The following is a 26465-nucleotide window of genomic DNA, read 5'->3' on the forward strand; positions in this document are numbered from 1 at the left end:
GACAACCACGGAGCGTGTACGACACCCACGGCAAGGACGCGCGCCGCACGGCCGCCGCCGTCGCGGAAACTGCTACCCCCACCGCGGGCGCCGTACCCGCCTGTCTCGCCCCCTGATCAGCACCGGCCCCCACCGGTGCTGTTCCACAGAGTACGGATGAGAGCACGCAGCGGAAGCGGATTTACAGAACTGGCCATCCGGCGCGTTTATCGTGTGCCGCATGTTTCGTATTGAGGCGGAAGTCGACAAAGGCCGACGTGATCTGCTCCGCTCGCGGCTGCGGGACACCAACACGGCGGCGTCCCCGGTCCTCGCGGCCCTGCGCGGCACGCCCGGCGAACGCGAAGTCCCCCTGCACGTCTGGGCCCTGGACCCCGCCGGCGGCCTGGCGGGCGGCCTGGTCGGCCACACCTGGACGACCTGGCTGCACGTCACCTATCTGTGGGTCGACGCCGCCCATCGCGGCACGGGCCTCGGCTCACGTCTGCTGGCGGGGGCGGAACACATCGCCGCCACCGACCGCGCCTGCACGGCGTCCCGCCTGGAGACCTGGGACTTCCAGGCCCCCCGCTTCTACGAGAAACAGGGCTACGAGGTGGTGTGCGTGATCCCCGACTATCCGCCGGGGATCACGGAGTACACGCTGACGAAGCGCCTGCACCCCCAGTAGGCGGTATCGACTACTCGGTGGTGTCGACTCGCCGCGCCCCCGCCGAAGGCACCGCCTCGAAGACGCGCGGGGCCTTGAAGCCCGCCGCCGCGAAGGCCTCTTCGATCGCCTTGGTCTGGGTGTCGACGTCCGACGCCTCCGTCAGGACGATCGCCGAGCCGCCGAAGCCGCCGCCGGTCATGCGGGCGCCGAGGGCGCCGGTGGTGAGGGCCGTGTCGACGACCAGGTCCAGCTCCGGGCAGGAGATACGGAAGTCGTCGCGCAGGGAGGCGTGGCCCTCGGTGAGGACCGGGCCGATGGCGCGGGTGTCGCCGGCAGTGAGGAGTTCCACCACCCGCTCCACCCGGTGGTTCTCCGTCACGATGTGGCGGACCAGCCGGACGATCTCCTCCTCGTCGCCGAGCCGGGCCAGCGCCGCGTCCAGGCCGGCGTACGGGATGTCCCGCAGGGCGTCGACGCCGAGCAGGGCCGCGCCCTTCTCGCAGCCGGCCCGGCGCTTGCCGTACTCGCCGCCGCTGTGCGCGTGCTTGACCCGGGTGTCGACCACCAGCAGCCGCAGCCCCTCGGCCGCGAGGTCGAAGGGGATCTGCCGCTGGGACAGGTCACGGGTGTCCAGGAAGAGCGCGTGGCCCGCCTCGCAGCAGGCCGACGCCGTCTGGTCCATGATCCCGGTCGGCGCGCCGACGTAGACGTTCTCGGCGCGCTGACACAGCCGGGCCAGCCTCCAGCGCCGCAGGCCGAGGTCGTAGAGGTCGCCCAGGGCGAGGGCGATCACCACCTCCAGGGCCGCCGAGGAGGACAGGCCAGCGCCGGTCGGGACCGTCGAGGAAAGGTGGACGTCCGCGCCGGTGACCGCGTGGCCCGCCTCGCGCAGCGCCCAGACCACGCCCGCCGGGTACGCGGTCCAGTCGGCGTCGCTCTGCGGGGCCAGGGCGTCCAGGCGCAGTTCCACCACGCCGCCCTCGACGTCCGCCGAGTGCAGACGCAGGATGCCGTCGTCCCGGCGCGAGACCGCCGCGACCGTCTGGTGCGGCAGCGCGAACGGCATCACGAAGCCGTCGTTGTAGTCGGTGTGCTCGCCGATCAGGTTGACCCGGCCCGGCGCCGCCCACACCCCCTCCGGCTCGGCGCCGTACAGCTCGGCGAAACGCTCCGCGACCTGCTGTGCCCCCACTACCGCTCCCTTGTGACGTGCTGCGCGAACTCCCAGGCGTCCGCGACGATGCCCGCGAGATCCGCGCGGGACGGGTTCCAGCCGAGCTTCTCGCGGGCCGTGTCCGCCGAGGCGACCAGGACGGCCGGGTCGCCGCCCCGGCGCGGGGCCACGACCTCCGGGATCGGGTGACCGGTGACCCGGCGGACCGTCTCGATGACCTCGCGGACGGAGAAACCCTCGCCGTTGCCGAGGTTGCAGATCAGGTGCTCGCCCGGCCGTGCGGCCGCCACGGCCAGCAGATGGGCCTCGGCCAGGTCCGCGACGTGGATGTAGTCGCGGACGCAGGTGCCGTCCGGGGTGGGGTAGTCGTCGCCGAAGACCGAGATCGACTCCCGCCTGCCCTGGGCGACCTGGAGGACCAGGGGGATCAGGTGGGACTCGGGGTCGTGCCGCTCGCCGTGGGCGCCGTACGCGCCCGCCACGTTGAAGTAGCGCAGCGAGACCGCCGCGAGGCCATGGGCGTCGGCCTCGCTGGTGATCATGTGGTCGACGGCGAGCTTGGAGGCGCCGTAGGGATTGGTCGGCCGGGTCGGGGCGGTCTCCCGGATCGGGACCTGCTCCGGCTCGCCGTACGTCGCCGCCGTGGAGGAGAAGACCAGCTTGCGGACGCCCGCGTCGCGCATCGCGCCGAGCAGGGCGAGGGAGCCGGCGACGTTGTTGTCCCAGTACTTCTCCGGCTTCACCACGGACTCGCCGACCTGCGAGGACGCGGCGAAGTGCAGCACGCCGTCGTAGGAGGCGTCGAGCCACTTGGCGGCGTCGCGGATGTCGCCCTCGATGAAGGTGGCGGCGGCCGGGACGCCCTCGCGGAAACCGGTGGAGAGGTTGTCGAGGACGGTGACCTCGTGGCCGGCCTCCAGCAGATGCTGGGCCACGACACTGCCGACGTAACCCGCGCCGCCCGTCACCAGGTACTTCATGAACTCGCTACCTCTCGCAGTCGCTCGGCCGCGCGCTCCGGCGGCACGTCGTTGATGAACACGCTCATGCCGGACTCGGAACCCGCGAGAAACTTCAGCTTGCCGGAAGTGCGGCGGATGGTGAAAAGCTCTAGGTGGAGCGCGAAGTCGTCCCTCGTCACTCCGTCGAACTCCGCCAGCGCGCCGAACGGGGCCTGGTGCCAGGCCGCGATGTACGGCGTCGGAGACTCACCGGTGCCGAAGATCCGGTCGAAGCGCCTCAAGAGTTCCAGATAGACCTGGGGGAATTCTGTGCGCGCCGCCTCGTCGAGCGCGAGCAGGTCGGGGACCCGGCGCTTCGGGTACAGGTGGACCTCGTACGGCCAGTGCGCCGCGTACGGCACGAAGGCGGCCCAGTGTTCACCCTCAAGGACGACCCGTTCGGCGGCCAGCTCCCGCTCCAGGACCGCGTCGAACAGGTTCTCCCCGCCGGTCGCCTCCTTGTGCGCGGCGAGCGAGCGGAGCATCAGCGCGGTGCGCGGGGTGGTGAAGGGGTAGGCGTAGATCTGTCCGTGCGGGTGGCCGAGGGTCACACCGATCTCCTCGCCCCGGTTCTCGAAGCAGAAGACCTGCTCGACGGAGGGCAGATGCGACAGCTCCGACGTCCGGTCCGTCCAGGCGTCCAGCACGAGACGCGCCTGCTCGGCGCTCAGGTCCGCGAAGGAGGCGTCGTGGTCCGAGGTGAAGCAGACGACCTCGCAGCGGCCGGAGTCGCCGGCGAGCGAGGGGAACCGGTTCTCGAAGACGACGACGTCGTACGACGAGTCCGGGATCTCGCTGAGCCTCTCGCCGTGCGTCGGGCACAGCGGGCACTCGTCGGCCGGCGGGTGGTAGGTGCGGCCCTGGCGGTGCGAGGCGATGGCGACCGAGTCACCGAGCAGCACGTCCTGGCGGATCTCGGAGGTGGTCACCGTGCGGTCCAGGGGACGGCGGTCGACGGCGTCCCGCACGGTGTCGTCCCGAAGGTCGTAGTAGATCAGCTCACGACCGTCGGCCAGCCGTGTCGAGGTCTTCTTCAAGCCGGACTCCTCTACGTCCCGCACCCAATCACTCAACACAATCAAACATAACAGACCACAACCCGACAACATCTAGGTTCATCACAATCAAACAAAGAACACCAACAGAAGTGTTCAATTACTGAACACGGAGACGTAGGTTCCGCTCAGGATCAGTTCGCGCAACGAAGCGAGTTCTCATGCAAACCCCCACAGACACCCCGCTCCATCTGGCGGCGGAGCTACGGCTCCCCACCAACTGGCTGGACTACACGATCCTGGCGATCTACTTCGTCGTCGTCCTCGGCATCGGCTTCGCGGCCCGCCGCTCGGTGAAGACCAGCCTCGACTTCTTCCTCTCCGGACGCTCGCTGCCCGCCTGGATCACCGGCCTCGCCTTCATCTCGGCGAACCTGGCGGCCACCGAGATCCTGGGCATGGCCGCGAACAGCGCCCAGTACGGCGCCTACACCGTGCACTGGTACTGGATCGGCGCCATCCCGGCCATGGTCTTCCTGGGCCTGGTGATGATGCCCTTCTACTACGGCAGCAAGGTCCGCTCGGTCCCCGAGTTCCTGCTGCTGCGCTTCGACCGGGCCGCCCATCTGCTCAGTTCGATCCTGTTCGCGTTCGCCGCCATCCTGATCGCGGGCGTCAACCTCTACGCCCTCGCGATCGTCGTCGAGGCGCTGCTGGGCTGGCCGCAGTGGGTCGCGATCGTGGTCGCCGGCGCGTTCGTGCTGGCGTACATCACCCTCGGCGGTCTGTCCTCGGCGATCTACAACGAGGTCCTCCAGTTCTTCGTGATCCTGGCCGCCCTCATCCCGATCACCGTCCTCGGCCTGAAGAAGGTCGGCGGCTGGGGCGGGCTGACCGACAAGCTCACCGCCACCCACGGCCACAACTTCACCACCGCCTGGGGCGGAACAGGCATCGGCAGCGTCAACCCGCTCGGCGCCAACTGGCTGACCATCGTCCTCGGCCTCGGCTTCGTCCTCTCCTTCGGCTACTGGACCACCAACTTCGCCGAGGTGCAGCGCGCCCTGTCCGCGAAGAACCTCTCCGCCGGGCAGCGCACCCCGCTGATCGCCGCCTACCCGAAGATCTTCATCGTCTTCCTGGTGATGATCCCGGGCCTGGTCGCCGCCGCGCTCGTGCCGAAGATCGGCTCCTCCGGCTCCGGCCTGCAGTACAACGACGCCATCCCGTACCTGATGCAGGAACTGCTGCCCAACGGCGTGCTCGGCATCGCCGTCACCGGTCTGCTGGCGGCCTTCATGGCGGGCATGGCGGCGAACGTGTCGTCCTTCAACACCGTGTTCACGAACGACATCTGGGCCAAGTACGTGGTGCGCGGCCGCGAGGACGCCTACTACGTCCGCTTCGGCCGCCTGATCACCGCGATCGGCGTGGCCGCCTCGGTCGGCACGGCGTTCCTGGCGTCCTCGTTCTCGAACATCATGAGCTACCTGCAGACCCTGTTCTCCTTCTTCAACGTGCCGATGTTCGTGGTGTTCATCGTCGGCATGTTCTGGAAGCGCGCGTCCGCCAAGTCCGGCTTCTGGGGCCTGCTCGCGGGCACCGTCACCGCGATGGTGAACTACTTCGTGCTCTACAAGAAGGGCATCATCTCCATCCCCTCCGACCAGGGCGCCAACTTCGTCTCCGCGATCGCGGGCTTCGTGGCGGGCGCGGTCGTGATGGTCGCGGTGTCCTTCTTCACGAAGCCGAAGCCGGCGGAGGAACTCCAGGGGCTTGTGTACGGCACCCGCTCCCCCGGCATGGCCGAGGCGGCCGCGCCCGGTGACGAGGCCTGGTACCGCAAGCCGGCCCTGCTGGGCTGGGGCGCGGTCGTGCTGGCCGCCGCCTGCTACATCCCGTTCTCGTTCTGACGCGGAAGGACCGAGGAACCATGAGCGAACACCCCGACCACGCAGAGCACCCCGACCGCCGTCACGAGGGCTTCCACTACAGCGAGGAGGACGTCCAGCGGGAAGTCACCGAGTTGGAGAGCAAGTCCGCGACCGCGGCCCGCATCTTCGACCTGCGCCGCATCATCGGCGGCCTGTTCGTGCTGTACGGCGTCATCGTCACGATCACCGGCATCACCGACTCCCAGTCCGCCATCGACAAGGCCCAGAACGTCAACATCAACCTCTGGACCGGCATCGGCATGCTTCTGCTGGGCGTCTTCTTCCTGGTCTGGCTGAAGCTCAGGCCTGCGGCGCCTCAGCCGATTCCTCCGGAGGGTTCGCCGGAGGAGTGACCGTCGGCCGGGGACGGTTTCCGCCGTAGAGGTGCGGGCCGTCCCCCGGCCGCGGGTTCGTCGTGGCTGATCGCGCAGTTCCCCGCGCCCCTTGGGGAGTTGCGCCGCCGCACCCGCATTCGCGCCGTAGCCGCGGGCAGTCGTGCCTCCCCCAGTGCCTTGAGGGAGCGCGGGCAGGCGAAACCCACCCCCGCACCAGCACAGGGCGCCTACTCGGGGCCGGAACTCAAGGGTCCCGCTCGGTCCAGGAGCCCCGTCCGCGCGGCCAGCGCCGCCGCTTCCAGGCGCGACCCCACGCCCAGTTTCATCAGCACCCGCTGCACATGCGTCCGCGCGGTGCTCGGCGCGATCCCCATCCCGGCCGCGATCAACCGCGTGTCCTCCCCGTCGGCCACCCGCACCAGCACCTCCACCTCCCGGGGCGTCAGCATGCGCAGCAGCCGCTGAGCCTCGTCATCCGGCTGCGCCGACGGATTGAGCAACTCCCCGAACGCCCCCTGCAGCAACTGCGGAGCCACCGCGGCCTCCCCCGACCGCGCCTTCATGATCGCCCGCTCGACCCCCTCTATCCGCTCGTCGTGCCGTACGTACCCCGAAGCCCCCGCGGCGAACGCGGCCGCGATGCCGCGAGGCGACGGCACGGGCCCGAGCACCACCACCGCCACCTGCGGCCGCTCCCGCTTGACCTTCACCACCGGGTCGAACGCACCCGGTTCGGCCGGCGCCGCCGTACCCAGCAGACACACCTCCGGCGCCCGCGCGATCACCAGGTCCGCCGCACCCGCGGCCGGCGCCGCCGCGGCGAGCACCCGGTGCCCGCGCAGCTTCAGCGCCGATGCCAACGCCTCCGCGAGCAGGCGATGGTCGTCGACGACCATGAGCCGTACTCCCATAGAGCAACCCCCCAGTCCCCCCCATGGATGCCCCACTATGGACGTCCAGCGGTCCACAAGGACAGAGGGCCCCCGGCACCCCGCCCTTCATGCCCCCGGAAGCTACACGCTTGTTCGACGTATTGCTGCCCCTCTCGATGAGAAGTGCCCCGGATCGATGAAATCCGGGGCACTTCTTGGTAAGTCACCCATTCGGGCGAGAGGTGCGAAGGCGTCGGCCGGCGGTCAGCCGTTCGTGCCGTACGCGACCACCAGGTCCTCCTTGCCGTCCGACGCCCAGCCCTTCTCCTTGGCGTAGACCTGCGACATGTACAGACGCCCGTCGCCGAAGAGGATCTCCGAGTCCTCCGGCAGCATGTTGGACTCCGCATTCCGCGCGTCGTCCACGGCCGGGTTCTCCAGCAGCTTGGTCGCCTTGAAGGACCCGCCGTCGATGCTGACGACCTGCCCGCCCTTGTCGTACGGCGGCTTCTTGTAGGCGATCAGGTTGCCGCCGTCCGTGCGCAGCGGGCTCAGCAGATAGCCGTCGCCGGCCTCGATGCGCTGGCCGGTCGGCTTGCCCGTGTTCAGGTCGAAGGAGACGATCTCGTTGGTGCTGTTCAGCGCGCCGCCGCTGCCGTCGTGCTCCTCGGTCGGCAGGTACAGCTTGCCGTTGCCCGCGACGATCGACTTGCAGGCCTCGACGCGGTAGATGCCGTCGCACTTGCCACCGTAGGTCTTGCCCGGCGCGGAAATGTGGGCGAGCAGCTTGCCGGTCTTGTTGTCGATGGAGAAGTAGTCCGAGACCCCACTGCCGTCACCGGCGCTCTCGCCCACGTCGGCGGCCACCACCAGCGGGTCGGTGGAGACGATGGAGGCGTACTTGATCCCCGGGTCCATCTTGTACTCGGAGATCACCTTCCCGGTCTTCGGGTCGAGCGTCTGGACGAGCAGCTGTCCGTTGTCGGAGTCACCGCATTTGCGCACCGCGACCAGCTTGTCGCCGCCTCCGTAGCCCGCGTCGTAGCAGTTGTCGCCCGGCTTCGGGAGCCACAGCGGCTTGTCCGAGTCGATGTCGAAGGCGGCGGCGCCGTTGCTGTCGCCGACCGCGACGGTGCGCTGAGCAACCGTCACATTCTGGTAGCTGATGGGAGAGTCACCGGACTTGACCGACTGGGTCCACAGCTTTTTGCCCGCGTTGAGATCGATCGCGGAGATCTGTGTGCACCCGGCGAAGTTCTTCTTCGTGTTCCACTTCGGCTGGTAGACGATCGCGGTCTTGCCGTCGGCCGTGGCGTGCGGGCTGGCCGCACAGACCGGGCCGGGCAGCGGGATCGTCCACAGCTTGGTGCCCTTGACCGGGTCGTAGCCGACGATCTCGGCCATGCCGCTCTTGGCGTACACCTTGTCCGTCAGCCACGAACCCACGGTGCTGACCGTGTCGTCCGCGGTAGGCAGCGGGACTTGGAACAGCACGTGGGCCGCGGGGTTGGCCGGCACCTTCTCCTTGCCGCCCGTGCCCCCGGTGCCGCCGCCGCTGCCGTTCTTGCCCCCGGTGGCGCCACTGGAGGAGGCGCTGTCGTGCGTCTTGTCGCCGCCTCCGGAGGAACTGGCGTACCAGAAGCCGCCGGCGACGATCAGCGCGATGGCCACGACCGCCGCGACGACGATGAGCAGCGTGGTGTTGTTCCGCCCGCCGCCGCTCTGCCCCGGCTGCGGGTGCATCGGCACGGTCGGCGGCTGGCCCGGATAGCCGTAACCCGGCTGCGCGGGCTGCGCGTACGGGTTCTGGCGCTGGCCGGGGTAGGGAGCGGCGGGCTGGCCGTACGTCGGCTGCTGGACCTGGGCCGGGGGCTGCTGCCCGCCGGGGTAGCCGTAACCCGGCTGCGGAGGCTGGGTCGGCTGCGGGGCCGGTGCGGCCTGCGGATAGCCGTAGCCGGGCTGCGGCTGCGGAGGCTGCTGCGGCTGAGGCGGCTGCTGCGGCTGAGGCGGCTGCTGCGGCTGAGGCGGCTGCTGCGGGCTCGGGGGGCCGAAACCGCCCTGCTGCGGGGGCTGGTTCGGCGGCGGAGGGGGCGGCTGGGTCATGAGACGGGTACCTCGGTGGGGCTCGAAAGCCGGAAGGGATTCACTGCGGACAGAGGGAAGCCGGGACGGCGGCTCGGTGGGCTCAGTTGCCGAAGGCCATGATCAGCTTCTGCTTCGACTGGTCGCTGCCGGTCAGCCGGCCGACGGAGATGAAGAACCGCCCGTCGGCCCAGTCCACGACACCGTCGTAGAAGGTGTTCTCGATCTGGGCCGTGCCCTGCGGGTTCTGCAGCAGCTTGGTGGTCGTGTGGGAGGAGCCGGTGACCGGGATCGACACCACCTGGCCACCCGCGTCGTACGACGGCTGCACATACGCGACGAGCTTGCCGCCCTGGACCTGCATCGGGTACATCGGCTCGTCGGCCGGGGACTTGACCCGCCACCGTTCCTTGCCGTCGGCCAGACTGATCGCGACGATCTCGTTGGCGCTGCTGGTGGTGTCCGTCGGCAGATACAGCGTGTCGGCGTCCGCGGCGACGCCCTGGCAGCCCTGCAGGTCCCGCTCGAGGACCGCCCAGCCGCAGCGAGGGGCGAACTTCCCGTCGACCTTGACCTCCGAACGGAACTTGCCGTCCTTGGTGAACGCCGAGATGTTCCAGGCCTTCTTGTCCTGGTTGGTCAGATAGACCACCAGCGGGTCGACGGAGAACGTCCGGGTGACCTGCCAGCCCTTCTTGACCTGCTGGGTCCAGCGCACCTTGCCGGTGGCCGGGTCCAGTTCCTGGAGCTCGTCGTGCGCGTTGCTGCCGCCCGCACCGCAGGAGGACACCTGGATCAGCCGGTCGGTGCCGCCCGCGTACGCGGTCGGGAAGCAGGCCGCGCCGTACTTCTGCTTGTCGTACAGCTTCTTGCCGCTGTCGATGTCGTACGCCGTGCCCGACTCCGAACGCCCCACCATCAGCGTCTTGTTGCTCACGGTCAGCTCGATGTTGAGCGCGCTGTCGAACAGCCCGCCGTCGGCGACCTCGGTGGTCCAGCCCTTGTGGCCGGTGGCCAGGTCGATCTGCTGCAGCTGGTTGCACTTGGCGTTGTCGCCGACACCGCTCATGTACGCCACGACGACCTTGTCGTCGGCCGACTTCTGCGGGGTGACCGCGCAGATCTTCTGCGGGAAGGAGACCGGGTCCCACACGGGCTTTCCGTCGCCTACGCCGTAGGCGAAGACCTGCTTGTACGCCGCCTTCACCGCCGCCTTGCCGGTGATCCACATGCCGGGCGCGTCGGCGCCCGAACCCGGGGCGTCCGGCGCCGACTTGTACCAGAGCACCTTCGCCTCGCCGGCCCGCCGGCCCTCGTTGAGGTTCTCCGGGTCGTCACCGCCGCCGGACGCGCTCGGCGCGGCGGTGGCGGAGTGCTTGGGGTCGTCGCTCTGCTGGGCGACCGGCTTCTTCTCGGGATCGTCTCCGCCGCTCGTGACCGCGTACACCGTGCCGCCGATGACGAGCAGCGCGGCCACCGCCGCACCGATGATCAGCGCCGTCTTCTTCCTGTCGGGCCCGGCGGCGGGCGCCCCCGGGTACGGCGGCTGCTGCGGCTGGCCGAAACCGGGCTGGGGCGCCGCGCCGTAGGGACCCGGCTGCTGCGGATATCCGTAGGGGCCCGGGGTGCCGTACGGGCCCGGCTGCTGGGGGTACCCGTAGCCGGGCCGGGGCGGCTGAGCCGGGGGCGGGGGTGTGGGAGGGACGCCGGGAGCACCCGGAGTGCCAGGCGTGCTCGGGGTGCCCTGCGAAGCGCCGAATCCGCCCTGGGCCGGTGGTGGTTGCGGGGCGCCGAAGCCGCCGCCCTGTGGCGGCTGGTCCTGCGGCGGTCTCTCCTGTGGCGCTCCGAAACCGCCGTGCGGCGGTTGATTGGGCGGCTGAGTCATCAGCGCTCTTCCCCCTCGTTCACTGATTTTTAGCCACGCCCTTAGGTTCTTGACGGACCCTTGGTCGTTACTCAGACAGTTCTCAGACGGCCCTTTCTATCACCCGGTACTGACAGCACACGGGCTCGGATCCGTCGCTGTTCCCAAGGGACGACCGGCCCGTGATGCCGTCGTTACGCGCCTTCACGCCCCCTTCACGCAGCGCACGCAACAGCATCGCGCGCCGGGGGAGGACACCGGCGCGACGGTGGGCGGGACCGCGAAGAGCGGGCGGGCGGTGGCTGATTCACGCCAGGGGGCACGGGCGCGGGTTGCGCGCGCCGCGCTACGAGGAGCGCGCGGGTGTCGAGCGCCCACCACGCACAGCGCGTCCACCTGCGTGGAGCGCCGTGCCAGACAGCGCGCACACCCGGACCAAGCGCCGCACCGGCCAGCGCGCGGCCTCGCCCGAGCGCTGCACTTGACGGCGTGCGCCCCCGCTCAAGCGCCGTATTCAGCGGCGCGCATGCCTGTAACTCCCCACCGGCACACACCACTCACTACGGCGCCCGCTCCCTCTCCCGTGCTCTCGTGCCCCGGTCGCGCTACGCGTCCTCCGCCAGTTCCAGCCAGCGCAGTTCCAGTTCCTCGCGCTCGCCGGCGAGGTCGCGCAGCTGGGCGTCCAGGTCGGCGACCTTCGCGAAGTCGGTGGCGTTCTCGGCGATCTGGGCGTGCAGCTTGGTCTCCTTCTCGGAGATCTTGTCCAACTGCCGCTCGATCTTCTGGAGTTCCTTCTTGGCGGCGCGCTGGTCGGCGGCGCTCTTCTCCGGGGTGGCCGGCTTGGGTGCCGCGGCGGCGGCCTGCGCGGCGACCGCCTCCTCCATGCGCCGGCGCCGCTCCAGGTACTCGTCGATGCCGCGCGGCAGCATCCGCAGGGTGCCGTCGCCGAGGAGGGCGAAGACCCGGTCCGTGGTGCGCTCGACGAAGAAGCGGTCGTGGGAGATGACGATCATCGAGCCGGGCCAGCCGTCGAGGACGTCCTCAAGCTGGGTGAGGGTCTCGATGTCGAGGTCGTTGGTGGGCTCGTCGAGGAAGAGGACGTTGGGCTCGTCCATGAGGAGGCGCAGGAGCTGCAGGCGCCGACGCTCACCACCGGACAGGTCGCCGACCGGCGTCCACTGCTTCTCCTTGTTGAAGCCGAACGTCTCGCACAGCTGCCCGGCGGTCATCTCGCGCCCCTTGCCGAGGTCGACGCGCTCGCGCACCTGCTGCACCGCCTCCAGGACCCGCCAGGTGGGGTCGAGTTCGGCGACCTCCTGGGAGAGGTAGGCGAGCTTGACGGTCCTGCCGACAGCGATGCGCCCGCCGGCCGGCTGCTCCTCGCCCTCGCTGCGGGCGGCCGCGGCCATGGCCCGCAGCAGCGAGGTCTTGCCGGCGCCGTTCACGCCGACCAGACCGATCCGGTCGCCGGGCCCGAGCTGCCAGGTGACGTGCTTGAGCAGCACCTTCGGCCCGGCCTGGACGGTGATGTCCTCAAGGTCGAAGACGGTCTTGCCGAGCCGCGAGGAGGCGAACTTCATCAGCTCGGAGCTGTCCCGGGGCGGCGGCACGTCCGCGATCAGCTCATTGGCGGCCTCGACCCGGAAGCGCGGCTTGGAGGTGCGCGCGGGCGCCCCGCGGCGCAGCCAGGCCAGCTCCTTCCTGATCAGGTTCTGCCGCTTGACCTCCTCGGTGGCGGCGATCCGCTCACGCTCGGCACGCGCGAAGACATAGTCCGAGTAACCGCCCTCGTACTCGTACACGTCGCCGCGCTGCACGTCCCACATGCGGGTGCAGACCTGGTCGAGGAACCACCGGTCGTGGGTCACGCACACCAGCGCCGAGCGGCGGTTCTGCAGATGCCGGGCGAGCCAGGCGATGCCCTCGACGTCGAGGTGGTTGGTGGGCTCGTCGAGGACGAGGAGGTCCTGTTCCTCGATGAGCAGCTTGGCGAGCGCGATCCGGCGCCGCTCGCCGCCGGACAGCGGTCCGATGACGGTGTCGAGCCCCTTCGGGAAGCCCGGCAGGTCGAGCCCGCCGAACAGCCCGGTCAGTACGTCCCTGACCTTGGCGTTTCCGGCCCACTCGTGGTCGGCCATGTCGCCGATGACCTCGTGCCGGACGGTGGCGGCGGGGTCGAGGGAGTCGTGCTGCGTGAGCACGCCGATCCGCAGCCCGCCGGAGTGCGTGACACGCCCGGTGTCGGCCTCCTCCAGCTTGGCCAGCATCCGGATGAGGGTGGTCTTGCCGTCGCCGTTGCGTCCGACGACCCCGATCCGGTCCCCTTCGGACACACCGAGCGAGACGCCGTCGAGCAGGGCACGGGTGCCGTACACCTTGCTGACGTTCTCGACATTGACCAGGTTGACGGCCATTTCACTCCTGTGCGCGGGGCTGTATCGATATGCGGCTCCGCCGCGTGGGTCAGCCTTCTAGCGTAGGGCCTGCGTGGGTGAGTGCGGGGCGCGAGGGAGATGTCACCCTTTGTGATGACATGCGCCCCGAAGTGCGCCTAGGCGTACGCATCACATGACACCCGACGCGATCGGTTCGAAGTCGACAAGCCGTACCTCATCGGCATCGGCCCGACGGCCCTCGACAACCTCCGAGCCCTGCCCTCAGAGCACCGTCGCCCCCGCCACCGGCCCCGCCGCCGTCCGCACCGACCTGCACGTGCCGGACGCCCGCAGCGCGCCCGCCACCTTCTCGGCCGACTCGTTGTCGCGTGTGAGGAACGCGGTCGTGGGACCGGACCCCGAGACCAGCGTGGCGAGGGCACCCGCCCCGCGCCCGGCCGCCAGCGTGTCGGCCAGCTCCGGGAACAGGGACAGGGCCGCAGGCTGAAGATCGTTGGAGACGGCCGCCGCCAGCGCGTCCGGGTCGCCCTTGGCCAGCGCCGCCAGCAGGTCCGCAGAGGCCACCGGCTCGGGGATCTCCCGCCCCTCGGCCAGCCGGTCGAACTCACGGAAGACCGCAGGCGTCGACAGCCCCCGCTCGGCCATCGCGAACACCCAGTGGAAGGTGCCGCCGGTCTCCAGCACCGTCAGCCGCTCCCCGCGTCCGACGCCGAGCGCTGCGCCGCCCACCAGACTGAACGGCACATCGCTGCCCAACTCGGCGCAGAGGGCGAGGAGTTCGGCACGGGAGGCACCGGCGTTCCACAGCGTGTTGCAGGCGAGCAGCGCGCCCGCGCCGTCCGCGCTGCCGCCCGCCATGCCGCCGGCGACCGGGATGTCCTTGGCGATGTGGATGTGCACGGCCGGTTCGATGCCCCGGCGCGCGGCCAGCGCGATCGCGGCGCGCGCGGCGAGGTTGGAGCGGTCCAGGGGGACCTGGGCGGCGTCCGGGCCCGCGCAGGTGACGCGCAGTTCGTCCGCCGGGGTGACGGTGACCTCGTCGTACAGGCCGACCGCGAGGAAGACGTTGGCGAGGTCGTGGAACCCGTCGGGGCGCGCGGCGCCGACCGCGAGCTGGACGTTGACCTTGGCCGGCACCCGTGCCGTGACGCTCACTTGCCGCTCTCCTCGTGATCGGTGACCCGTACGTCCGTGTCCTCGGTGATCCGGCCGTCGTGTTCGGTGATCCTGGCGTCGTCTTCGGTGATCCGGTCGTTCCTGGTGGTCAGCGCGTTCTTGTGCTCGGCGATCCGGGCGAACTCCTCCACCGTCAGCGACTCCCCGCGGGCCTGCGGAGAGACACCGGCCGCGATCAGGGCGGCCTCGGCGGCAGCGGCGGACCCGGCCCAGCCGGCCAGTGCCGCCCGCAGGGTCTTCCGGCGCTGTGCGAAGGCGGCGTCGACGACCGCGAAGACCTCCCGCCTGGAGGCCGTCGTCTTGATCGGCTCGGTCCGCCGGACGAGGGAGACCAGCCCGCTGTCGACGTTCGGCGCGGGCCAGAAGACATTGCGGCCGATCGCCCCGGCCCGCTTCACCTCGGCGTACCAGTTGGCCTTCACGGACGGCACGCCGTACACCTTCGAACCGGGCGCGGCGGCCAGCCGGTCGGCGACCTCGGACTGCACCATGACCAGGGTGCGCTCGATGCTCGGGAAGGTGTCGAGCATGTGCAGCAGCACCGGTACGGCGACGTTGTACGGGAGGTTCGCCACCAGCGCCGTCGGCGGGGGGCCGGGCAGTTCGGCGACGTGCATCGCGTCGGAGTGGACCAGCGCGAACCGGTCGGCGCGCGCCGGCATGCGCGCCCCGATGGTCGCGGGGAGGGCACCGGCGAGTACGTCGTCGATCTCGACGGCGGTGACCCGGTCGGCGACCTCCAGCAGCGCGAGCGTGAGGGAACCGAGCCCCGGGCCGACCTCGACGACCACGTCGTCGGGGCGGACCTCCGCGGTGCGGACGATACGGCGGACCGTGTTGGCGTCGATCACGAAGTTCTGGCCGCGCTGCTTGGTGGGGCGGACACCGAGCGCTGCCGCGAGCTCACGGATGTCGGCGGGGCCGAGAAGGGCGTCGGGGGTGGGGCTGCTCACGGGACAAGGGTACGGGGGGCCGCCCGACCGGGTTGCCAGGGTTCCCGGCGCTGTGCAGCCGACGGCACCGCAGCTCCCTGGGAGCGCCCAGCCACCACGCGCCCCACCCGGCGACGGACCGCGGCTCGACGGGCAGCCCCCGCGCCCCTGTCAACCGTGCAGCCGCGCCCCGCAGGACGGCCAGGGCGTCGCCCCCCGCCGTGTGTACAGCTTCTTCGCGCGGAAGGTCTGTTCCTCCGCCGGGGCGTCCTGGGGGCGGCCGCTGCCGCCGAGGCTGTGCCAGGTGCCCGTGTCGAACTGGTACAGCCCGCCGAACGTGCCGGAGGGGTCGACCGCGTCCGGGCGGCCCCCGGACTCACAGGTGGCGAGGCCGCGCCAGTTCAGATCGTCGGCGCCGGACACGGACTGCGGCAGCGGCTTGGTGCCCACCTTCACAATCTGTTTGCGCGGTTTGCGCACCACCTGGGAGTTCTCCCGGCGCGGCTTCTCCCGGACCCCGTTCACGATACGCAGCAGATAGGTGTCACGCCGCAGGCCGGGCTCCCCGGCCTGCGCGACGACCTCGGTGCCCTTGAAGAGGGTCGGGTCGTCGGTGCGCTGGACGTCGAACGGGATCTGCTCCTCGCGGACCTCCCGGCTGCCGCTGACCCGCAGCACGGTCACCGTCTGCCCGTCGCGCGGGAAGCTGTCGGGCGGGACGGAGGTGGTGTCCTCGCCGTGCAGGCCGACCCCGGCCTCCGCCAGGGCCTCACGGACGGTGGCCGCGTTGGTGCGGATGCTCCGGCTGCGGCCGTCGGCCATGATCGTGACGTCGCGTTCGGTGCGCACGTCGAGCGCGAGCCCGGCGCGTCCGATGCGTTGGGAGCGCGAGACGGACAGGTACGCGCCCTCCGCGCGCACTCCCAGTTCGTTCAGCGCTCCCGCCACGGTGTGCGCCGTGGTCCACACCTCGCGCTGCCTGCCGTCCAGGGTGAGCCGGACGGGGCGCCCGTAGCGCACGGCGACCGCGTCTCCGCTGGTGAGCGCCGCGCCTGGGGCGGGCGCGATCATGTCGTGCGCCCCTGTGCTCACACCCTCCTCTGTCAGCAGCTCGCTCACGTCGTCGGCGAAGGTGTGCAGGGTGCGCGGTTTGCCGTCGACCGTCAGCTCGATCGCCTTGTCCTTGGCGACGAACGCGGTGGTGCCGCCCGCGAGGAAGGCCACGACCAGCGCCTGCGGAAGCAGGCGGCGCACGGCGGACTCCGGGCGCTCGGCGCAGCGCGCCCTGCGCCGACGCGCGGCCCGCCCGCTCACTCCGGCAGGCCCCCCGGCGCCGAACGCCCTCTCCCCGTGCAGCGCGCCCCCCGCGTCCAGCGCACTCCCGGCGTCCGGCGCGCTGCGCGCCCCCGGCACGCTCGGGGCTCCAGGACGCCCGGCCTGCCGGGGCAGCGCCGGCTCGGTGACGAAGTAGGCCTGCGCCTCGTAGGCGGGCCGGTAGGTGTCCTCGTACAGCCCGTGCGGCTGGGTCTCCGCGGTGTGCACGGAGGCTTCGGGGCCGTACGACGGGAACGGCTCATACGACTCGTACGACCTGTACGGCCCGTATGGCGCATACGACTGGTACGGCTCGTGTGCCTCGAACGTCTCGTACTGCGACTTGCTCACGCCGACACGCTCCAGAGGTGCCAGAGGGGTCAGGATCGGGCCCCCAGAACCTAGCGGAGCGATGGTGACTCTCCAAAGCGACGCGACTGCGTACTGTTGCCCGTCGAGCGTGCGCGCCCAGTACTCGAACAGGGGCTCAGTAGCCGAAGGCGCGGGCGGTGTTGTCGGCGAGGGCCGTGGCCAGCGCGTCCTCGTCGATGCCGCGCACGGCGGCCATCGCACGGACCGTGACCGGGACGAGGTAGGGCGCGTTGGGCCGGCCACGGTACGGCGCCGGGGTCAGGAAGGGCGCGTCGGTCTCCACGAGCACCAGCTCCAGCGGGGCGACGGCGAGGGCGACCCGCAGATTCTGGGCGTTCTTGAAGGTGACGTTGCCCGCGAAGGACATGAAGTAGCCCTCGCGTGCGCAGATCTCCGCCATCTCGGCGTCGCCGGAGTAGCAGTGGAAGACGGTGCGCTCGGGGGCGCCCTCCTCCTTCAGGACGCGCAGGACGTCGGCGTGCGCGTCGCGGTCGTGGATGACGAGTGCCTTGCCGTGCCGCTTGGCGATCTCCATATGGGCGCGGAAGGACCGCTCCTGGGCGGCCTTGCCCTGCGGACCGGTGCGGAAGTAGTCCAGCCCCGTCTCGCCGACGCCCTTCACCTGGGGCAGTGCGGCGAGCCGGTCGATCTCGGCGAGGGCCTCGTCCAGCGCGGCGTCACCGCCCGGCTCGCGGGCGCCCTGCCGCGACCAGCCGTCGGGGTCGCCGTGGACGATGCGCGGGGCCTCGTTGGGGTGGAGGGCGACGGCGGCGTGGACGGCGTCGTACGCGGCCGCGGTCTCGGCGGCCCAGCGGGAGCCCTTGATGTCGCAGCCGACCTGGACGACCGTCGTCACCCCGACCGACGCGGCCTTCGCGAGGCCTTCCTCGACCGTGCCGGACTGCATGTCCAGGTGGGTGTGCGAGTCGGCGACCGGAACCCGCAGCGGCGGCGGAAGCGGCGGCGCGGCGTTCTTGTCGCCCTTGGTGTTCTGGCCGGCGTTCGAAGGCATGCCCCGATCCTACGAAAGGGGCACGCCCTCGGCGGACGGCGATCCGCTCAGCCGGCCTTGCGGTGGAACGCGTGCAGGAGATCGGACAGGTGCCAGTGGTGCGGCTCCTTGGCCTGCGCCGACTGCACCGGCCGCACCGGGACCTGCGGCGCCTCGACCGGTCCCGCCTGCGGCACACTGTGGTGCCGGTGCTCGTCACCGCACACCGACGAGACCTGCCCCGCGCGCATGATTCGTACGACATGGCCGTCGCAGTTGTGGCAGCTGGGCCGGCTCAGCGGCGACGGCACGACCCGGCCGTCGGCCACGTACAGCACAAACTCCTGCCCGTCGGCGTCCGTGTGGTGCTCTATCTCGTACGACTGCTCCCAGCCGTGCCCGCACCTCATGCAGGCGAAGGAATACGACTCGTGAACAACGGCTGTGGGCGTGCCACGGAGGCCGGTCTGCCCTGCGATCTCACTCATGCCAGCTCCTCTTGTCCGCTGGACAAGCACCCCGCATGGGATTCCCCCCGGAATCCCTGGGGCGAGGGACGGGTGCGTCCCTTCAACCAGTGGACGCCTTCACCAGGGCGAACGCAGCAGGGCTGTCGAGTGTTGGAGTCGATTTGAGCCTTCCTTGCCGAAACCGCCCCGCTCGGCCTCGTTTCCCTTTGCCATCGGCGACAGCCCTTTGCCCTCCCATGGCCCATCTGCTCACCCGAGAACAGCCCTGCTCAGAGGGGGTATGAATGCCGGTCGGGGGCAACGCCCGAAGGGGCGCGGGGAACTGCGCGAACATGCCCCACAGACCCGCGGTCGCCGAACGACGCACGCCGCCGAGCCGTTGGGCGAACAAACCCCCGTCACTCACCGGCACGCTTCGCTGCAACCACGGCGTCGAACACGACCCGCTTCGGAATCCCCGCCTCCACCGCCACCGCCGCGATCGCCTCCTTACGTCTCTCCCCGGCCTCCTCCCGCACCCGCACCCGGCGCACCAGTTCCGCCGCGTCCAGCTCCTCCGGCCCGGCCTCAGGTGCCCCCTCGACCACGACGGTGATCTCCCCGCGCACGCCCTCCGTGGCCCATCTCGCCAGCTCGGCCAGCGGACCGCGTCGTACCTCCTCGTATGTCTTGGTCAGCTCGCGGCATACGGCGGCCCGCCGCTCCGCGCCGAAGACCTCGGCCATCGCCGCGAGGGTGTCGTCGAGCCGGTGCGGGGCCTCGAAGTACACGAGCGTGCGCCGCTCGTCCGCGACCTCCCGCAGCCGGGACAGCCGCTCGCCCGCCTTGCGCGGCAGGAAGCCCTCGAAGCAGAACCGGTCGACGGGCAGCCCGGACAGGGCGAGCGCGGTGAGCACGGCGGACGGTCCAGGCACGGCGGTTACCTTGATGTCCTTCTCGACGGCGGCCGCGACCAGCCGGTAGCCCGGGTCGGACACGGACGGCATCCCCGCGTCGGTGACGAGCAGCACGCGCGCGCCGCCGAGCAGTTCCTCGACCAGCTCCGGTGTGCGCGCGGATTCGTTGCCCTCGAAGTACGACACCACGCGGCCCTTGGGCGTGACGCCGAGGGCCTGGGTGAGCCGGCGCAGCCGCCGGGTGTCCTCGGCGGCGACCACGTCGGCGCCGGCCAGCTCCTCGGCCAGCCGGGGCGGCGCGTCCGCGATGTCGCCGATGGGGGTACCTGCCAGGACAAGGGTTCCAGTCACGCCTCCATCCTCGCAGGGACCACTGACAGCCCGGCCGTCGCCCGCGGCGGCCCGGCCGGCCCCGGCGGCCGGGAAAACGGCCGCATCCCGACCGGTACCGCACATGCACGGGACTCGCACAGAACGGTTCCCTACGATGGCGCGGTGACCAGTACCGCGTCCTCCATGGACCTCCGGCAGGGCCAGGCGCCGCACGACCAGCGGCCGTCGTGGCAGCGGCGGCTGCGCCGATTCGGCTACGCACCGGCCGAGGACGCCCCCTCGGGCGACGTACGCGACCGGCTGGTACCCCCGTATGCCGGGCCGAGCCCCCGGCTGTGGCAGGCGCTCGGCGTGTCGCCGGTCCTCGCCGAGCGGATCACCCGCTGGTCGGGCTGGGGCGGTCCGCTGCTGGTGACGCTGATGGCGGGCCTGACGCGGTTCTGGAACCTGGGCAGTCCGCGCGCGGTGATATTCGACGAGACGTACTACGCCAAGGACGCCTGGGCGCTCGTCCACCGCGGTTTCGAGGTCAACTGGGACAAGAACGCCAACGACCTGGTGCTGCGGACGCACGGCCATCTCTCGATCCCGACGGACGCGGCGTACGTGGTGCATCCGCCGGTCGGCAAGTACGTCATCGGGCTCGGCGAGCTGATCTTCGGGTTCGACCCGTTCGGCTGGCGGTTCATGACGGCCCTGCTGGGCACGCTGTCCGTGCTGCTCCTGTGCCGGATCGGGCGCCGGATGTTCCGCTCGACGTTCCTCGGCTGCCTCGCGGGCGCGCTGATGGCGGTGGACGGCCTGCACTTCGTGATGAGCCGGACCTCGCTGCTCGACGGCGTGCTGATGTTCTTCGTACTGGCCGCGTTCGGCTGCCTGGTCGTCGACCGGGACCGCGCCCGGGAGAGACTGGCCGCGGCGCTGCCCGCCGACCCCGACGGCCGGGTCCGCCCGGACGCGGGCGTGGCCGACACGTTCCGCTTCGGCCTGCGCCCCTGGCGCTGGGCGGCCGGGCTGATGCTGGGCCTGGCCATCGGCACGAAGTGGAACGGCCTGTACATCCTGGCCGCGTTCTGTGTGATGGCGGTGCTGTGGGACGTCGGCACCCGCAGGACGGCCGGCGCCCTGCGCCCGTACGCGGCGGCCCTGAAGTACGACACGGGCCTCGCCTTCCTCGCGACGGTCCCGGTGGCGATCGCCGTCTACCTGGCCTCCTGGACCGGCTGGATCCTCTCTCCCGCGGACGGCACCGGCGGCTACTACCGCAACTGGGCGGCCACCGACGGCAAGGGCGGCAGCTGGACCTTCCTGCCGGACTGGCTGCGCAGTCTGTGGCACTACGAGCACGAGGTCTACAAGTTCCACATCGGGCTCACGCAACCGCACACGTACCAGTCCAACCCGTGGAGCTGGATCGTGCTGGGCCGCCCGGTGTCGTACTTCTACGAGTCGCCGAACCCCGGCGTCGACGGCTGTCCTTCGAACGCCGGCCAGAAGTGCGCCCGCGAGGTGCTGGCGATCGGAACCCCGTTGCTGTGGTGGGCGGCCTGCCTCGCGATCCTGTACGTGCTGTGGCGATGGGCGTTCCGCCGCGACTGGCGCGCCGGCGCCATCGCGTGCGGGATCGCGGCCGGTTACCTGCCCTGGTTCATGTACCAGGAGCGCACGATCTTCCTGTTCTACGCCGTCGTCTTCCTGCCGTTCCTGTGTCTGGCGGTGGCGATGATGATCGGTGCGATCGTCGGCCCCGCGGGCGCCTCCGACACCCGCCGGGTGGTCGGCGCCTCGTCCGCGGGTGTACTGGTGCTGCTGATCGCCTGGAACTTCATCTATTTCTGGCCCCTGTACACGGGCACGGCGATCCCGATCGACCAGTGGCGGTCGCGGATGTGGCTGGACACGTGGGTGTAGCTGGGCGTACACGCCGTGAGGGCGCGGCCGGCTGCCACGTCCTCACGGTCGTTGTTGGTCATCAGTGGTCGTCGTCGGTCCCTCTCGGACGGCCCACCGGGTCCGCCATTATCAGGATCGCTTGACCTCGAATACGTCGACCTTGTCGTTCCAGTTGCCGCCGCCGGGGTAGGCCATGTTCTTGAAATTGGCCCAGCCGTGCGGCGGGAGAAGGTCCCGCTGCCGGTCGTGCAGCAGCCCCGAACGGGAATCCCAGATCTTCGCGTACCCGTAGTTGATCGTCCAGCGGCCCACCCAGTAGTAGACCGAGCTGAGCTTGTCACGGAACCCGTAGTCGCCGAGGTTCTTCTTGCCGCTGCTGGAGAACTGGAGTCGCCGGCCCTGGTAGTTGGCGTCCTGGTACAGGCACCAGTAGTCGGCGGCACAGTGGTCACGCGGGTCAGAAGCCCGGAGCGTGGACGCCTTGAGAGATTCCTGCCGGACCTTGGCGGGAAGGTCCGGGTCCGCCAGGGACTCCTCGGTCGTGTCATAGCAGTGGACCTCCCCGTTGGGAAGCTCCGTGCAGACGTTGGCGCCTTCCCAGGACTCGGCGAGGTTGATCTTCCGCCCGTCGTAGTCGGCGATCACCGGATTCACCGGGCTCGTCGATGGCTCTGCCGACGGCGTCGGATCCTGGCTCGCGGTGACCGAAGGCTCCACGCCGGGTTCAGCCGCGAGCGCCCGCGGACCGGTCCCCACAAGGACGGCGCCGGCGGAGGCCACGGTCACGAGGGCGGAGGCAAGGGTTCTGCGTATCAAGAGTTGTTCTCCACGGTCGTGTCGAAGTGATGCAGTCTGGTCCCGTCAGGGCCGTACACGTTCAGCACATAGCCCTGAGCGAGGCTGACACCCTCCCTGGTCAGGAAGGACGCCAGCGTCTTGTCGAAGGTGTCGAAGCCGCCGCCGTAGCCGGACCTTTTGCGGGTCCACACGGTCAGGACCAGCACGCCTTTCCGGTTCTTCGTGTGCGCGAGTCCGTACACATCGGCGTCTCCGCCGGCCTTTCGGTAGCGCGCCGCCAGGTCGCGGCCTGCACCTGCCGGGGACGCGCTGATGGTCGGCGGGCCGTCGGACGGCCGCGGATCACTCTTCGCCGACGGCTCCGTACTGCACCCCGTCAGCAGGATGAGCGTGGCCAACACGACTGAGGGAAGCGCTCGTTTCATCACGGCAGCCTGTCAAGCCTGCTGGCGGGCAAGCCGGTCCGCCGCACGCTTACGAGCCGGCTGATACGGGTCCGGGCCGGTTCCCGCTCCCTCGCCCGGCGTCTCGTTCCAGCCACGTATCCTGCCCGCGATCTTCGCCAGCCGGACATCTCCGGGCTTGACGTCGATGGAGAACAAGCCTTCGTAGGGGCGGCGGTCGTCACCACCCCAGCGGACAACGCCTTCGCATTCGGCGAGGATGTCCCGGACCGTATCCTTCTGCGCGTCGGTGAAGCCACCCTGCGCCCCGGGCGTGTACCAGGTGGGGCGGATCACGACCGCTGTACCGGAAGCCTGGTTGCTCTCCGGAAGAGCACTGTCGCGGACCTTGCCGGGGTGGATCCATCCCAGGAGTGCCGGGGCTTCGCTCTTGGTGCCGAGTGCGTCGATCTCGTAGTTGAAGCGGCGGATCACGTGTGTAAGGACGGTTGCCACGTCACCGGCGCGGACCGCCACGGTGAGCGGGCCTGGGGTGCCCGCGACGTCACAGGTCCAGATCGAGCCGCCGGCGTCGGTCTGCTTCTCCATCTCCCACCCGTTGGTGGACGGGCGGCCCGTGAGGAGTCGTCGCCGCCGGGCTTCGAGGCTGCGCAGTGCCTTCTTCAGCTCGTCGTTCTTCACGGGATCAGGGCCGGACCGGGATGCGGCCACGGCCGGGACGGACAGGAAGCCGACGGAGGCGAGAGTTGTGGCCGCGGTGACGCCCATCGCGGTGGTGAGGGCGTGTCTGCGGGTCGGTTCGGTGTGACTCAACGGATCAGTCCTTGGCCGGTGCGCCGCGCTCGCCGGGACCGCAGGACGGAGACGACTCCGCAGGTCAGACCGAGCAGCAGCAGGACGAGAATGGTCGGGTTGACGTAGTGCGGAATGAGGATGGAGTAGTCGCGACCGTCCGGTGCCCGGCATACGAGCCGCAGGGGGACGAAGTCGCCGCGCATGCCGACGAGGTGCCGCACGTCCGGAGGACGAGCCACCTCGCACGCCTGGCCTTCTTCCTCGCGATCCATGAAAATGACGTGCAGACATCCCCAGAGGTAGAGCGCGAGTGACGCGGCAACCGTCAGCAGGGACGCGTCCCGCCACGCGGCCGGCGAAGTGCAGGAACGCAGGTTCCGCGGTGCGAGCCGCGAACACAGGTAGACGAGGAGTGCGACCAGCGCCGCCGCTCCGCAGAGCACGATGGCGAAGAGCGCTGGGAAGTTGTGCCCCTGCCACGGATCGGATGGGGTGATCATGGCCGGTCAGGACTCGCGGATGATGCGGTTGTACTTCTCGAAGATCGCATACAGCGGCATACGCAGCTTCGCGTCGGCCTCGGCCTGGTCGCCGAATCCCTGGTAGCGGCGGAGGATCTGACAGGTCTCGCCGTCGGTGTAGTCGAGTGCGGGGTGGCGGATCGGGGTCTCGTCGTGATCCCCCTTCTTTCCGTCGGCCGCCCAGATGTGCATGTGCGGGACGGTTCCCACGTTGAATGCGTTGTCCTGGTTGAGCTTCTGCCACATGGACCACCTGTCGGAGTCCTTGGCCGGGTCGAGGACATTTCCGGAGAGGATGCCTGCGCGGATGGAGTTGTTGCGGGCGAGGATGCCGGTACGGCCCTGGATCTTGGCGATACCTGTGCTGCTGTCCACAAGTTTCTCGACGCCGGGGAGGTCTTTGGCCCAGTCCGGGATCGCAGCGGTGTGGTAGTACGCCACCCCGGCGTCTTCCACGACGTCCACCTGGCTGTAGTGGCAGAACTCCCAGTAGGCCGAGGTCTGGATGAGGGCCTTGCGCATGCGGTGCCTGCGGGACGCAGACGTGATCACGTCGTCGAGCGTCATGATTGTTTCCAGGCACTGCTTCCTGGCGTAGACGTAGCCTGTGCTGCCAGGCCTGCCGATGGACTTCATGTAGTCCTCGGTTTCCTTGACCAGTGCGTCCCAGTAGGAGAGGTTGAAGCCGAGGTCGAGCTTCTGAGCGGGGGCCGCTGTGAAGTCGCCCTGTCCGGTGTCACGTCCGGAGGCGATGTTGTTGTCGATCTCGATCCGGCTGTCGCCGGAACCGACCGTCTTCGTGACGATCTGGTCGAAGGACCAGTTGTCCGGCAGCGGGTAGCCCAGGTTGCCGGAGAACCCGGACGACATGTCGGACACGAAACTCGCGTGTGCGTATCCGGCGGCGGAGACGCGGGAGCACACGTTGCGCGGGCCGTAGATACCGATCTTGAACTGGCTGCCCATGCGGCTCATCTGCGCCTTGATCGCACGGAAGTAGGGCAGTACGTGCGAGGTGACCTCATCGTCAACCGCGTCGTAGTCGACCGCGAAGTAGATCCGGGTACCGGGCTTGAAGCCGTGTTCCTCCGCCTTGTAGGAGGCGTTCATGCAGTCCGTCTTGCCTTGCGCCGGGCTGTAGTAGTCGACCGACCGGGCCCACGTCTGGAAGATCGGGAAGCAGCGCAGCCCGTACTTCTTGATCGTCTCCAGCTCGCCCGGCTGGATCTCCTTCTCCGGCAGGGACGCGGTCGACGGGTTGTACAGATACCGGCCTATGTACTTGTAGCCGGCGTCCTTCAATGCCTGCGCACGAGCAGGGGTGACCTTGGTGACCCCGTCGCATGCCGCGCCCTTACGGGTCTGGTCACCGTACGAGACCAGCAGGGAGGCCCAGGTACGGAAGTCGCCGGCGCCGGAGACGGGGAGCTTCGAGAACGACTGGAAGGCCTCGACTCCGGCCTTCACGTCCGCGGTGAAGTTCCCGAACGGAACACCGCGCTTGTTGAGGATCATCGCGGCGGTGAACAACTGCGCCCATGTCCCGGTCGTCCCGGCGGCAACCGTGTGGTTCTTCAGACCGTCCTGGGTGCCGGGGCCGAACACCCCGTTGGCGGCGCCGTCAGCCATGCCGAGTTCGTACTGGATCGCGTACAGCATGGACTTGGCAACGTCACGGGAGTGGTGACCGTCGCAGGGGATGACGAAGAAGTCACGACGGCCTACGTAGCGCCCGTTCATCCACTGCTGGATCTCACGGATGGCCCGTGAGCCGCTGTTCACGGTGACGTAGGCGTCCATGTTCAGCAGCGCCTTGAACACCTTCGGCTTCAAGTCGGCGCCTGGGTACGCCTTGTCGACGCCCATGTCCTGCTTGAGCTTCTTCACTGCAGCCTGGACGCGGGAGTTGTACTTCCCGTCGATGTCGCCGCCGTCGTAGCCCTTGCAGTACAGGCCGGACTGGATGATCCGGCAGAAATCCGCCGACGGCATCGTGGAGGCGTTCAGCCTCGGATGCTTCGACGCCAGTGTGGACAGCGTGGTGGGGCCGAAGCTGTTCGACAGACTCTTGATGCCCAGTTCCCACTGGAGCGCCCTGGTCAGGCTGTACATCGTGGTCCAGCCGGTCCTGCCGTCCTCCTTGACGGTCATCCCGATGCGGGAACCGTAGACCTTGTTGACGAACTGCTGGGCTTTGAGCACCATCGCATCGGCCATGCGTAAGCGTCCTCTCGCGGCGACGTGACCTATGGCGGCAGGCGGAGC

The 26465-nt window shown here is 69.9% G+C and carries 22 protein-coding genes; 4 read left to right on the forward strand and 18 right to left on the reverse strand.

The window, feature by feature from the left end:
• The first annotated feature begins 220 nt into the window (after positions 1-220).
• Complete coding sequence (locus AV521_RS23010; RefSeq protein WP_076090381.1) at positions 221-670, forward strand: N-acetyltransferase; 450 nt, start codon at positions 221-223, stop codon at positions 668-670.
• 10 nt (positions 671-680) lie between these two features.
• Here the strand turns inward: AV521_RS23010 and galK are convergent, their stop codons facing one another.
• The 3 genes from galK to galT are packed head-to-tail and all read right to left on the reverse strand — an operon-like array spanning position 681 to position 3864.
• Positions 681-1844: a galactokinase gene (gene galK / locus AV521_RS23015; RefSeq protein ID WP_076090382.1), complete on the reverse strand. Its 1164-nt coding sequence runs from the start codon at positions 1842-1844 to the stop codon at positions 681-683.
• Positions 1844-2806 carry a UDP-glucose 4-epimerase GalE gene (gene galE / locus AV521_RS23020; RefSeq protein ID WP_076090383.1) on the reverse strand — a complete coding sequence of 321 codons (963 nt, stop codon included), beginning with the start codon at positions 2804-2806 and terminating at the stop codon, positions 1844-1846. Before galE ends, galK begins: the two co-directional genes overlap by 1 nt.
• Positions 2803-3864 (reverse strand): galactose-1-phosphate uridylyltransferase, encoded by a 1062-nt coding sequence (gene galT / locus AV521_RS23025; RefSeq protein WP_076090384.1) that lies wholly within the window; start codon positions 3862-3864, stop codon positions 2803-2805. Before galT ends, galE begins: the two co-directional genes overlap by 4 nt.
• Positions 3865-4043: 179 nt before the next feature.
• On the opposite strand from galT, the gene AV521_RS23030 reads away from it, so the two are divergent.
• Positions 4044-5735: a sodium:solute symporter family protein gene (locus AV521_RS23030; RefSeq protein WP_076090385.1), complete on the forward strand. Its 1692-nt coding sequence runs from the start codon at positions 4044-4046 to the stop codon at positions 5733-5735.
• Between the two features lie 20 nt (positions 5736-5755).
• On the forward strand, positions 5756-6109 hold the full coding sequence (locus tag AV521_RS23035; protein WP_076090386.1) for a hypothetical protein: 354 nt from the start codon (positions 5756-5758) through the stop codon (positions 6107-6109).
• Between the two features lie 209 nt (positions 6110-6318).
• On the opposite strand, the gene AV521_RS23040 is transcribed toward AV521_RS23035, so the two are convergent.
• The 10 genes from AV521_RS23040 to rsmI all read right to left on the reverse strand — a co-directional run bounded on the left by AV521_RS23040 (position 6319) and on the right by rsmI (position 19807).
• Positions 6319-7002 (reverse strand): response regulator transcription factor, encoded by a 684-nt coding sequence (locus AV521_RS23040; protein ID WP_076090387.1) that lies wholly within the window; start codon positions 7000-7002, stop codon positions 6319-6321.
• A gap of 225 nt (positions 7003-7227) precedes the next feature.
• Positions 7228-9066, reverse strand: a complete 1839-nt coding sequence (locus AV521_RS23045; RefSeq protein ID WP_076090388.1) for a PQQ-binding-like beta-propeller repeat protein — start codon at positions 9064-9066, stop codon at positions 7228-7230.
• Between the two features lie 82 nt (positions 9067-9148).
• Positions 9149-10930, reverse strand: coding sequence for a PQQ-binding-like beta-propeller repeat protein (locus AV521_RS23050; protein WP_076090389.1), 1782 nt, complete (start codon positions 10928-10930; stop codon positions 9149-9151).
• A 584-nt stretch (positions 10931-11514) separates the two neighbouring features.
• A complete protein-coding gene (locus tag AV521_RS23055) occupies positions 11515-13323 on the reverse strand; it encodes an ABC-F family ATP-binding cassette domain-containing protein (RefSeq protein WP_076090390.1) in 1809 nt (602 codons plus the stop codon).
• A 243-nt stretch (positions 13324-13566) separates the two neighbouring features.
• Positions 13567-14460 (reverse strand): 4-(cytidine 5'-diphospho)-2-C-methyl-D-erythritol kinase, encoded by an 894-nt coding sequence (locus tag AV521_RS23060; protein ID WP_076090391.1) that lies wholly within the window; start codon positions 14458-14460, stop codon positions 13567-13569.
• Complete coding sequence (gene rsmA / locus AV521_RS23065) at positions 14457-15434, reverse strand: 16S rRNA (adenine(1518)-N(6)/adenine(1519)-N(6))-dimethyltransferase RsmA (RefSeq protein ID WP_256725654.1); 978 nt, start codon at positions 15432-15434, stop codon at positions 14457-14459. Before rsmA ends, AV521_RS23060 begins: the two co-directional genes overlap by 4 nt.
• 150 nt (positions 15435-15584) lie before the next feature.
• Positions 15585-17078, reverse strand: coding sequence for a resuscitation-promoting factor (locus AV521_RS23070; RefSeq protein ID WP_079249363.1), 1494 nt, complete (start codon positions 17076-17078; stop codon positions 15585-15587).
• Positions 17079-17214: 136 nt separating this feature from the next.
• Positions 17215-18111 carry a TatD family hydrolase gene (locus AV521_RS23075; protein ID WP_076090392.1) on the reverse strand — a complete coding sequence of 299 codons (897 nt, stop codon included), beginning with the start codon at positions 18109-18111 and terminating at the stop codon, positions 17215-17217.
• A 47-nt stretch (positions 18112-18158) separates the two neighbouring features.
• Positions 18159-18578: a hypothetical protein gene (locus AV521_RS23080; RefSeq protein WP_076090393.1), complete on the reverse strand. Its 420-nt coding sequence runs from the start codon at positions 18576-18578 to the stop codon at positions 18159-18161.
• A 380-nt stretch (positions 18579-18958) separates the two neighbouring features.
• On the reverse strand, positions 18959-19807 hold the full coding sequence (gene rsmI / locus AV521_RS23085) for a 16S rRNA (cytidine(1402)-2'-O)-methyltransferase (protein WP_076090394.1): 849 nt from the start codon (positions 19805-19807) through the stop codon (positions 18959-18961).
• Positions 19808-19951: 144 nt separating this feature from the next.
• Between rsmI and AV521_RS23090 the strand changes: the two genes are divergently transcribed.
• Complete coding sequence (locus tag AV521_RS23090) at positions 19952-21700, forward strand: dolichyl-phosphate-mannose--protein mannosyltransferase (protein WP_076090395.1); 1749 nt, start codon at positions 19952-19954, stop codon at positions 21698-21700.
• A gap of 111 nt (positions 21701-21811) precedes the next feature.
• Here AV521_RS23090 and AV521_RS23095 read toward each other — a convergent pair whose 3' ends face one another.
• The 5 genes from AV521_RS23095 to AV521_RS23115 are packed head-to-tail and all read right to left on the reverse strand — an operon-like array spanning position 21812 to position 26417.
• Entirely contained in the window at positions 21812-22498 is a 687-nt protein-coding gene (locus AV521_RS23095; protein WP_079249364.1) for a peptidase inhibitor family I36 protein, read from the reverse strand.
• Positions 22495-22878: a hypothetical protein gene (locus AV521_RS23100; RefSeq protein ID WP_143658638.1), complete on the reverse strand. Its 384-nt coding sequence runs from the start codon at positions 22876-22878 to the stop codon at positions 22495-22497. Before AV521_RS23100 ends, AV521_RS23095 begins: the two co-directional genes overlap by 4 nt.
• 39 nt (positions 22879-22917) lie before the next feature.
• Complete coding sequence (locus tag AV521_RS23105) at positions 22918-23697, reverse strand: hypothetical protein (RefSeq protein ID WP_079249365.1); 780 nt, start codon at positions 23695-23697, stop codon at positions 22918-22920.
• Positions 23694-24179 (reverse strand): hypothetical protein, encoded by a 486-nt coding sequence (locus tag AV521_RS23110; RefSeq protein ID WP_076090398.1) that lies wholly within the window; start codon positions 24177-24179, stop codon positions 23694-23696. The genes AV521_RS23105 and AV521_RS23110 overlap by 4 nt, the downstream gene beginning before the upstream one ends.
• A 6-nt stretch (positions 24180-24185) precedes the next feature.
• A complete protein-coding gene (locus tag AV521_RS23115) occupies positions 24186-26417 on the reverse strand; it encodes a glycoside hydrolase domain-containing protein (RefSeq protein WP_076090399.1) in 2232 nt (743 codons plus the stop codon).
• Positions 26418-26465 lie beyond the last annotated feature (48 nt).

The organism is Streptomyces sp. IMTB 2501 (genome assembly GCF_001953885.1).
GTDB lineage: Bacteria > Actinomycetota > Actinomycetes > Streptomycetales > Streptomycetaceae > Streptomyces.